Source organism: bacterium (assembly GCA_040755795.1).
In the GTDB taxonomy this organism is placed as follows: Bacteria; UBA9089; CG2-30-40-21; order CG2-30-40-21; family SBAY01; genus JBFLXS01.
On the sequence record JBFLXS010000113.1, the window covers coordinates 1 to 10591 of the forward strand.

Here is a 10591-nt window from a genome sequence, read left to right on the forward strand (position 1 = left end):
TTATAGCCTTATTGATTACCTTAAACGTGGCACTAGTTTCAAGCGCGGTTTCCAAGCCGCAATCCATCTACCTGGGGTTTTACGTCCTGGGTGGGCCAAAGTCGGGGTTCAACTGTTCAAGATGAGTGAAGCACCTGTCCAGTTTTCCCCGGCCAGATCTGATCTCGGAGCTAATAAAATGCTATCGTAAACTCGATTCGGGGTGGGGAAAGTGGGGTTCAATCACCGCCGGATCTTAGAACCTATTGGCAATATCCCGCCGGCGGAATTCGAGGCCGATTACTGGAGAAAGGAGGGTCAGGAAAAGACGGAAGAACTCAAGCAACCGAGCCTCCGGTAAACCCGGGACGGTTCACCTCACCCAGCCTGGATTCTCCTTCCTTCTCTTTCTGTGTCTCCTTGTCGCTTCCAGCATCCGGCATCTTCCCACCTCCTTGGACATAAGGTTATCCTTATTCCGTGTCCAAGGAAATCGGGTGCACTTTACTTGAAAATAGCATCTATCAACCAACCATAATAATCAATGAATCTATTGTCTGACCAAGTATTCTCGTAAGCTTTACGTGCCTCTGTAGACATACTATTAATGTTCTCTTCAACATATCTCATCGCCTCAATAATCTCCTCTATTCCCGCAGATTTTGAAATAACCATCCCATTCTCTCTATGTGACACGTCTTGTGTTAACCCAGGTATATCTCTGACTATAACAGGTGTTCCATTCATATAAGAATCCGGGATTACTCCGCTCTGAGTTATCTCTTTATCAAGCCTGAAGACTGCGTAGCTTCTTGAAACAATCTCGTTTATTTCCTTATCTGTTATAATGGGTTTATTCACGAGAGTCAGTTTTTCTTTCCCGGCCTCTGTTAAATGATTCGTATATTTATAGATATTATTTGAGCTGACCAGAACAAACTTATATTCCAGCTTCTTTCTTGCCACATAGTTAATAAGCTGTATAAATGTATCGTGGCCGGTAGCCATGCTGACATTGCCAATCATTGAGAAATAGCGTCTGTTATCTTGTTTCACTACTCCTTTATCTGGAATTAGTAGGGGGCAGATATGGTGCTCCGAATTTCTATCTTTATAATGATCCCTATATATCTTGCCAGAATTCTCTGAGGGTGATATTACATGATCAATATATTTTGCTGTAGTCTTTTGAATAATCTCTACCAGGTTGATTTTCAGCGAGTTTGTTAAACCATACTCCCGCTTTGAGTCTTTATAGGGATCGTGAAGATACAGAACGGTCAAGACATCCGGGTTCTTGGCCTTGAATCTATTAGCTATTATCGGATTTAGTGGATGTGTATTATAGAAAAGGATAGCTCTTGGTGGATATTTACACGCAATTTCTTTCATTCTACCATGCAAATAGGATCGTGCTGCTTCGCCGAGTTCCAATCTCTTAGTATTGTATTCTGTAAAATATATCTCGTTACCATATTCATCCCCTAGCGCCCGATAGCCTCTTGATAATATATATTTGACTTCGCCACCGCATTTTTCGATTCCATCACCTATCACTCGAAAATATTTCCGCAAGCCTGGTGAATACTTAAGGCTAACTATATAAATCATTTTTACCTGTCTTCGTTTCTTTGACAGCAATAACTGTATAGCTTTCTCCCTTTCTCCATGGGAAATATCCGCATATTGACATTGGTATCCAATTGATTAAGGCAAGCGGTGTCTTCCTAAATATCCCATATCCTGTTAATCCTGTTGTCCCATCGCTTCTAATTTCAAATCCGCTATTCTCTATCATCTCTCTCCACACACTAATTCCATTTAAGGAAATATGATCGTCTATGTATCCATGCCACCTATTACCAAGACGTTGTGCACAAATACCTTCTGGGTTAGGAGTTGTTATTGCAAATATTCCTCCGCACTTTAATACTCGTCTTGCTTCGATAATGAATGTTTCGGGATCCTTCAGGTGCTCTATAACCTGAAAAGCTGTTACTACATCAAAGCATGAGTCAATGTAAGGCAGACAGGAGCAGTCGCCCGTAGTCAATTTCGTTCTGTTCAGCTTCTTACCTGCAAGTATTATGGATTCATCGGCTATATCGATTCCATTCAACTCTGCTCGAGGGTACCACTTCTCCAATCGTTCTAGAAAGTTGCCAACCCCACAGCCTACATCAAGCGCTGCAAAGGAAGTATCTCTTGTTAGATTTCCTATTCTGCGCAACTTCTTTACCCAATATCTGTAGGTTACCTCCATCCGCATACTTAATATGTGTTTCTTTCCCTGTTCTATCATAAGGCTGGCCCTTGAGGATCTTCCCACATCAATTCTGGGTGTCTCTTACCTGACAATATATCTTCATAAGCTTGCATCATTAGGAGTGCGACATTACTAATGTTGTATTTCTCAAGAGCAAGTCTTCTTGCATTTTCGCCTGTTTCTTCCAGTAATCTAGGTTCTGAGAATAGTCTTATTAACCCTTTTCTTACGCCAGCTATTTCTGGTTCAACTATTATTCCTGCTCTAGATGCTTCTATTTCCTCTGAATTGGTGGCATTACTGGTCAACAATACAGGGGTCGATGATGCTAAAGCTTCTAATAATGACATGCTTACGCCCTCGGTCATGCTAGGAAGGATCATTAAATCTGAAATCGCCTGTAACTTGTGCTTATCGACTTCGTCTGCAAGACCATACCAGACCACTCTCTTCTCAATATTCAGTTCTCGGGTCATGTTCTTAAGTGAAGAATAGTAATGCTTATCCTCTATAGGTCCGGCAATAATGAAATGCACATTATGGCCTTCCCGTAATAAGAAGGGAATAGCTTGGATTACTAAATCAATATTCTTTACTTTATGTACTCTTCCCAGAAAAAGAATAAGGATTGAAGCTCCATCTATGCCTAGAGCTTGTCTAAACTCCATGGCATCCTTCTTACTAATGTATTCCGTTTCACAATCTACTCCATTCGGAACAATGAAGCTCTCAGGAATTCTCACATATTCTTTAGCGTCCGTTCTCTCTCTCTCATTTAAAAAGCTGATTGCCGCTGCTGACTCAATAGCTTTTTTTACAAAAAGGCTCCAATACATCTTCTTAATAAGCTGGTTCCCGACTGAGAAGAGCGCCTCCTCCCTTAAACTGCCATGTGGAGAAATAATATATTTAATCTCATTCTTAACACTGAAGCGTTCAACTGCAATTTGATGCCATTGCCAGATTGAAGAAACATGCACCAAATCGAACTTTGAAATATTCTCTTTCAGAGACGTAGCAAGCTCCCTTGAGTAAAATGCTCTGCTCTTCCCCAAATTGCACCTAAAATATTTAACTGAAACATCTCCATTCCTTGAAGCTGTCTTTTCCATATTGATGAGGTGCCCCCCCTTACCGTCCGCATCGGTAGTGTAGACTGTTATATCTGCTCCTTTTCTCGATAAGGCATTACAGAGTTGGCTTACTGATGTAACAGTACCCCCAAATGCCCATGCTGGTTCATAAGCAGGCGTCACAAATAAGACTTTCATCTCTATTTCCCTTATAGAAACCACAAAGTGTGTTCTCTGGTTTTGCAATATACTGCATTCCTGGAATATCCTATCTTCTAGTACAAATAAGTGTTCTCATGAAAGATCAAAGATTAACGAATCCTATTTCTATAGTATTTATTAAACTCTATCAATTAGATAGACCCTACAGCCTCTAACAATCTTTCCGCTGTCTTGGCCGGCGAATATTCATCTATTATCGACCTAGACGCTTTGCCCATCCCCTTAAGGTCATATACTCCTTTTACCATATTAGATATATGGTTCATAAGTTCCTCTTTATTGTGTGGATCAAAAGAGAAGCCATTGATGCCTTCTTTTATAATATCTGGGTAACAACCGCACCTTCTTGAAACAATAATAGGCAACCCGGATGCCATGGCCTCATTTACCACTAGTCCCCATGTTTCGCTCAAACTAGGTAGAACCAATACATCACATATCCCATAATATAAAGCCAGCTCTTCCTTTTGCTTAAAACCTGCCAGATAAACATTTTTCATATTGTGCTTCTGTACATAATCTTGGACTTCGCCCATTAATGGTCCAGATCCAACCATTACTAAACCACAAACTTTCTTATCATCAACCGGAAGTGAATTAATACAATCTAATAAGAAAATGAGGTTCTTCTCCTTTGAAAACCTTCCAACGTATAGAATGTTAACTTTTCTCAATGCTAGCTCTTTTCGCAAAGCATGTTTTTCTAAACGGAATTCGGCAGATTTCTTCCAATAGAATTCATTGTCTACAGAATTACCCATCAGGAATATCCTTCCCGGGCACATACCTAGCTTTCTTATATATTCTCTTCCCTTAGAACCATATACGATTGCCGCATCACAATTACGTATGAATCTTCTCTTCAACATCTCCCTAAGAAAGATCCGCCTTCTATCTTCTTCGTTCGAAGCCGATAGGATTATAGCTTTTCTCCTGTAAAGCCTTTTCCAAAGCAGGGCAGTCCAAAATGCAGGACTATCGTAACCTGCGATTATTAGGACTTTTGCATTCAACTTGCGAAGACTCGAGAAAGTGCGCGCGACTAAATTCAGTTTGTTGATACTTTCTAATGGCTTCCTATACAATATCTCATAGTCGTATTGCATATTTCCTTTATCAATTATCCAATCCCTAGGGATTTCGGTTTCTGCGATGAAGATAACTTTGAAATCATCATGGATCCTCGCTATTTCCGAAAACAGAGCATTTCTATATGGCGTTACAATATTGTGCAAGATTACGATATTATTCGATCCCATTGCTTGACCAATCACTATCGCACGAACCCATGATAGCTCCATATATTAGGAAGAGGTAAAATCCAAAAGTATATGTTGCATAATCATGCAATAAATGAGCCTGCGTTATTCCAATTACTATATTTGCTACAACTATCGCAATAAAGCCCCAAAATAGTTGCTTTGTCCGTTTATCCGAATTCCTCCCTTTTTGATACAACCTCATGATCATTTGCCATAACACGAAAAACAACAGTAAAAGCTCAAAGATTCCTGATGTAAATATTGCGTTTATATATTCATTGTGAGGCCCGTATAGACCAGTAATTTTATATGATAGTTCTGTGTTTGCCGGGCCAATTCCAAGAGCAACATTCTGCCCATTATCTTCTAAATATTCTATGCTCTCCTCCCAGCCCCTTATTCTCACTTCTCCCTGTTCAAAGAGTGTCTGTATACTCCCTGGTTCAATGAAAGAGTATCTATTCTCAACAAGTTGAGGCTCAAGATAAAACCACAAAGCAATAGCAGCAATTACTATTACCATCACAATTTTTCTCTTGCCTTTTAGGGCAATCATTCCGATAATCAGTAATCCTGTCGCTAATCCAATCAGTGCAATTCTGGAATAACTTAATAATATAACCCCAGTCCCCGACAAGATCAGTATCCAAGCGACCTTCTTATATCCCCTTGAAATAAAGGAATAGCCTCCAATGGCCATTAATATCAGCAGTACAAACCATTGACCTGTTGAGCCTCTGAATAGCCCCAGGAAACCATAACCAAATTCCTGGTATGAAAGTATCTCGCTTCCCTGTTGTCCAAGCCTTATGCTCTCGAAGATCGCTAGTTTAAACGGAGTGAAGTAACTAACCAGGCCGGCTATAGAAAGCACCACACCAAAATACAGGTTTATCTCTAGAAAACCACCCGTTTGTTTCTGATCCATTTTTGTGCTCATGCCAACAATAAGAACAATAACCAGATTTAGATTTCTGTAGAACCAAATTGCAGAATCAAGAGATAGAATCGTATAGTCACCTATTATTGATAAACATAAACCAGTGATAATGGGGAGTACTATTAATAGGAAGAATATACTTACTACATATTTATCATTGAGGATTCTCGATACCTCTGTATTATTCTTCACCAAATATATTATGAGCACAGGTAACATTAAATCGGAAACGTATATTGCGCTTGCTATACCTGTTACTATTATTGTCAATGGCACAGTAAGATATGCGACAACAACCAAGAGTTTCAGGATTCGAGGAGCTTCATTCTCTCTGAAAAACAAGAAATAAGATGCTATGCATACTAAGGCTTGCGCCATAAATACTATTTGAAAACTCATCCTGGGTTATCTTCTCCTAAGCGCGAAATACTTCGCGTAAGTCGCTATTGATACAGGAGCCCTATTCCTTAAGAGTGAGGGTGTTCTTAATGACACTCCAACCGAAGCTAGCGCAGTTTCTCTAAGGTGGCCCCTCATTAATCCTTCTCTATTCCATACTACATATTTCCATATCATCAATATGGGCAATATTACCATAGGCGCATTTCTTATGACTGTCAGTAAGTCGTTTCTGCAGGAATGATATAACATTTCTCCAATATCCCTATCCCCAGATTGTTTATTATGATAGATTATGGCATCAGGAGAATATAATATTTTATGCCCAGCTTCAATTATTCTAAGCGTCAGATCTGTTTCCTCACCTTGGCGAAAATAATCATGTGAAAAGTATCCAACCTCCTTAATTACAGCTCTTCTTATCGCGCACGCGCCACCGCTGAAATCTGCAACATAATGCTCTTTATTAATACTGCTTCTTTCACTACCTGGCTCGATTATTCTGCATGCAATAATTGCGGCTTCTTCGTCGTTATATAACTTTTCAACGCACTTGCTAACTGTGCTTCTTTCCAATACAGCATCATCGTCTAAAGATATTATTATCTCACCCTGACAATTTGCTAGTGCTACATTACGTCCTTCTGGACATCCCATATTCCTATGTAATCTAATCAGTTTGATTAGGGGGAACGCCTTGGATATTGTTTCTACGGTCCTGTCTGTCGACGCAGAATCAACTATAACTATTTCAGTATTAGGATAATCCTGAACCAATGCCGAGTTAATTGCTGAAACAACTTCTTCGCATCTATTTTGTGTAAGTATTGCAATGCTGACAAGGGGACCTCCGTTCACTGTATTACCATATCCCTTTCATTATATCCTGGTAAGAATTTTCATATGCTGTTGCCATTCTTTCCATTGTGAATCTAGATTCGACTCTCTTTCTTCCGTTAATGCCAAATCTTCTCGCTATTTCAATGTTGTCCAGCAATGTAATGGTCTTTTCAGCTAATTCTTCAGAAGAATCCTTGTCTATGAGATATCCAGTTAATCCTTCGCTTACAATTTCAGGCAGTCCTCCAACGTTGCTAGCAACTACCGGAAGGCCACATGCCATCGCTTCAATACAAGCAAGTGGCATGCCTTCCCACTTGCTTGGCATCCAGAATATATCTGCCTCTTTTAATAATTTCGGAATGTCATTCCTAATCCCAAGAAATTTTATGTTCTCAGCAAGGCCTAGCTTTGCTGCTATTTCCTCTAGGCTTTTCCTTTCTGGTCCATCACCAGCAAGATTCAATATAGCGTTTCCGTATTCTTCCTTTATGTGTTTCAATGCTCTCAACGATTCCTCGTGACCTTTATGTCTATAGAAGTTGCCAACTTGAATTATTCTTGGTATATCTTTGTGAGAATATTCAAGCTTTGACGCGTAATTCTCTATTTGAATCCCATTATAAATAGTGCGAATGTTGCCTTCATTGATTCGCAGATATTGCCTTGCATAATTCTGAACATATTCTGAAACCGCTATATATCGGACTTTCCTAAACTTGCCAGATATTGAATCCAGCCCCGTTTTCACAATGGAACGCAAACGTCCCTTTTCTTGCCACCAAGGATCTGAGGTATGAAGCGTAGTTACCAATCTGCTGTTTAGTGGTGATGATATACGCGCAATTATATCTGGCATGAAGAGATGTGTATGAATTATATCGGGTTCTTCTCTTCTTAATATCTCTCCGAATTTCCTCGAGGTAGAACATATTTCTTTTAAACTATATATATTACCCACAAAACCAAGGTCAAAGATTTTGATGCCCGAAACGTCGATATTCTCTCTTAAATCTAACGAGCTTGTCAGACTTACCAAAACAAGTTCAAGCCCACGTTCCTTTAAACTAGGTAATAAGCTCGCGATTAGGGATTCCGCCCCACCATATTTAAGTGACCCAATCATATGCAATATTTTCATTTTGGAGATATCTCCCTCTAATCCTCTCAAGAACCTCTCGCTAGCTTGCTTTATTCAGGTGCATATTGATGTTTCTATTTGTTCCAGCTTTTCACAATAAAAGTGATCGAATATATCGTAGGTCTGGGAGTCTGGTTAGCAATGAAATAGAGTACTTCGTGAAGCATCTTGTTAATTAGATACCGCAACCCAAGACCTCTCCAAAATCTCTTCATCGTCATGTTTTCCTTCCATCTAGAATAGGAAAATACTTTCTCTCTCATTATTTGATGGTCAGAAAATCCTGCTAAATCAAGAACTTGGTATATGCTCCATTCTGTATATCCCTGAAGATGAGTTGCATCAATATACCTGCCATATATTGAAATAATATTCGCCATGTTTGGAGCCAATATTACAATTGCACCATTCACTTTCAATGCCTTCTTGCATAACTTTAATAATATTATCGCATCATCAATTGTCATATGTTCAATGAAATGGAACATAGTGATGAGTCCAAACTCATCCTCTTTATCAGCAAGATACTCAAATGCATCTGTACATATAATCTCTATCTCCTCTGGCAGATTTTCCTTGGCTTTCATACACATATTCTCTGATAAATCAATTCCTACTAGATTTCTGTAACCCGCGATCCACATGTTCTGCAGCTGATTGCCCCAACCGCAACCTATATCTAATATCCTTTCCGAGTAGTTTTCTGTTAACCACTCAGGTCTCTTTCTGCTTTGCATATTCGTTAATTTCAAGTCTTGGATAGAGTGTCGCGTTCTCATAAAATGCTTATCATATCCTTCATATAACTCTTTCACTTGCGCCTCCTATTGGATATTGCTTCTATATATATCTCTTTTACTGTCTCCTTCTCTTCATTGCTAAGAAGAACATAATTTGTAGCGATTATTGAAATCGACAACATGATAACTAACCCACCTATTGCTGGAATTCCAATATATATTAATAGTGCCCAGATAGTTAACATAATGCAAAGAAAAGAGTATATGCGCTTAAGCTTCTTAAGGGGCATGAGTGTCTTTGCGATTGCAATCCTCGTTAGACCTATATTGACTATCAGAATCAGATATATCATTCCAATTATTGCACCCATGCCTGAGAAGCTTGGAATCAATAGCAAGTCTATTGCTAGTTGTGATGCTGATGCAAGGATTATTACAGGTAGTATATATTTCTCAAAATATTGAGATATTATTAGATAGAATAATACTTGAGATATTACAGCAAACGTAGCTCCAAACATGATCATCGTTACCATTATGTTTGCTTCCTTATACTTATCTCCAAACAATCCCGAAAGAAAGCCTGGCGCATATAATGATGCTAAGAGTGCAAGCGTAATACCGAATGATATAATTAATGACATGAAAAGCTCTACTCTAATTCTGAATCCTTCTGGTCTTCCTTTAGACAACAACCATGGATAGGCAGTAGTAGTCGCTATTCCTATTAGCAACATCACTATTTCATATACTTTATTTGCCATCGAATAGTTTGCTAGTTCACTGTTGGAAACAATCTGCGATACTAGCACCCAATCAAGCCGATTTTGCAGAAGAGTAAAGAAGCCCAAGGCTCCAAAAATAAGACCCGGTTTTAACAGGATTCTAATTGTACTCCTAATTGTCTCCTTCCCTCTTTCTTGCGCAGAACCCTTTATGTATAAAATTTTCCTTCGTTCTCTAGTTGTGAAATAGATTGCCACTAGCAGTATGGCTATATGTACCAGTAAAAGATATGATAATATTAAGCCGACTCCAGCCACCTGCATTATCACGATAACCACAATTGCTACTATTAACCAACCGAGTCCTTCAAGAGCATCGATTAGATTCGCCTTATTCTGTCTGCTATTCCCCCTTAACCAAGATTGGTAGAATTTCTTTACTAACAGAGACACTTGTATCAAACACGCAATGAATATTATAAGAACTATCTCTTTGCTAGGATTGGAGGCAATGTTCCATATCAAAAGAATCACAAGGCCTAACATAAATATCGGTAGCCTAATAATCAGAGAAGCTACGATAGGAGTATTCAGATCTTCGGGATATTCAGCATAAAACCGGATAAGTATTTGATATATTCCCAGATCAATGAAGAATCCGAAGAAGGTGGCAACAGCTAATGCGAGGCTAAACAGGCCAACATCTTCCACGGGTAAGTACTTATAAAGAAAGAAATAGAACAACATGTTGCAGCCCTGTCCTGTTAGTGTATAGAAATAGGCTATAGCAACGGTCCTCTTGATTCTTTCTGGTTCGCTTTTCATCTTATCTCCGGAATTCTCGTTCCCCTAGTTGATTTGCGTCGTTATCTTTTACGGTTCATCTCCCAGAAGTGTGGGTAGCCGGCCTGAAAGCTCCCCGTATCTTCAGGAAGAAGTACTCCTCATCTCTATACCCATAGGCCACCCTCTTTATGACCTTGATTTTGTTGTTGATTCCCTCG

General features: G+C 39.3%; 11 protein-coding genes. 1 reads left to right on the forward strand and 10 read right to left on the reverse strand.

Annotated features, from left to right (window positions below; translation table 11 throughout):
* Positions 1 to 190: hypothetical protein (locus AB1414_08940; protein ID MEW6607565.1), on the forward strand; the 190-nt coding region annotated here is incomplete at its 5' end.
* A 293-nt stretch (positions 191 to 483) separates the two neighbouring features.
* On the opposite strand, the gene AB1414_08945 is transcribed toward AB1414_08940, so the two are convergent.
* From AB1414_08945 to AB1414_08990, 10 genes are all read right to left on the reverse strand, one after another.
* On the reverse strand, positions 484 to 1536 hold the full coding sequence (locus tag AB1414_08945) for a glycosyltransferase (protein MEW6607566.1): 1053 nt from the start codon (positions 1534 to 1536) through the stop codon (positions 484 to 486).
* A gap of 37 nt (positions 1537 to 1573) precedes the next feature.
* On the reverse strand, positions 1574 to 2281 hold the full coding sequence (locus tag AB1414_08950; GenBank protein ID MEW6607567.1) for a class I SAM-dependent methyltransferase: 708 nt from the start codon (positions 2279 to 2281) through the stop codon (positions 1574 to 1576).
* Entirely contained in the window at positions 2278 to 3564 is a 1287-nt protein-coding gene (locus tag AB1414_08955; protein MEW6607568.1) for a glycosyltransferase, read from the reverse strand. Before AB1414_08955 ends, AB1414_08950 begins: the two co-directional genes overlap by 4 nt.
* Positions 3565 to 3671: 107 nt before the next feature.
* On the reverse strand, positions 3672 to 4814 hold the full coding sequence (locus tag AB1414_08960; GenBank protein MEW6607569.1) for a glycosyltransferase: 1143 nt from the start codon (positions 4812 to 4814) through the stop codon (positions 3672 to 3674).
* Positions 4786 to 6141 (reverse strand): O-antigen ligase family protein, encoded by a 1356-nt coding sequence (locus AB1414_08965; protein ID MEW6607570.1) that lies wholly within the window; start codon positions 6139 to 6141, stop codon positions 4786 to 4788. Before AB1414_08965 ends, AB1414_08960 begins: the two co-directional genes overlap by 29 nt.
* 6 nt (positions 6142 to 6147) lie before the next feature.
* Positions 6148 to 6999: a glycosyltransferase family 2 protein gene (locus AB1414_08970; protein ID MEW6607571.1), complete on the reverse strand. Its 852-nt coding sequence runs from the start codon at positions 6997 to 6999 to the stop codon at positions 6148 to 6150.
* Between the two features lie 4 nt (positions 7000 to 7003).
* A complete protein-coding gene (locus AB1414_08975) occupies positions 7004 to 8122 on the reverse strand; it encodes a glycosyltransferase (protein ID MEW6607572.1) in 1119 nt (372 codons plus the stop codon).
* A 74-nt stretch (positions 8123 to 8196) separates the two neighbouring features.
* A complete protein-coding gene (locus tag AB1414_08980; protein ID MEW6607573.1) occupies positions 8197 to 8937 on the reverse strand; it encodes a class I SAM-dependent methyltransferase in 741 nt (246 codons plus the stop codon).
* Complete coding sequence (locus AB1414_08985) at positions 8934 to 10412, reverse strand: oligosaccharide flippase family protein (protein MEW6607574.1); 1479 nt, start codon at positions 10410 to 10412, stop codon at positions 8934 to 8936. The genes AB1414_08980 and AB1414_08985 overlap by 4 nt, the downstream gene beginning before the upstream one ends.
* 55 nt (positions 10413 to 10467) lie before the next feature.
* The coding region (locus AB1414_08990; protein MEW6607575.1) for a transposase at positions 10468 to 10591 on the reverse strand (124 nt) is incomplete at its 5' end.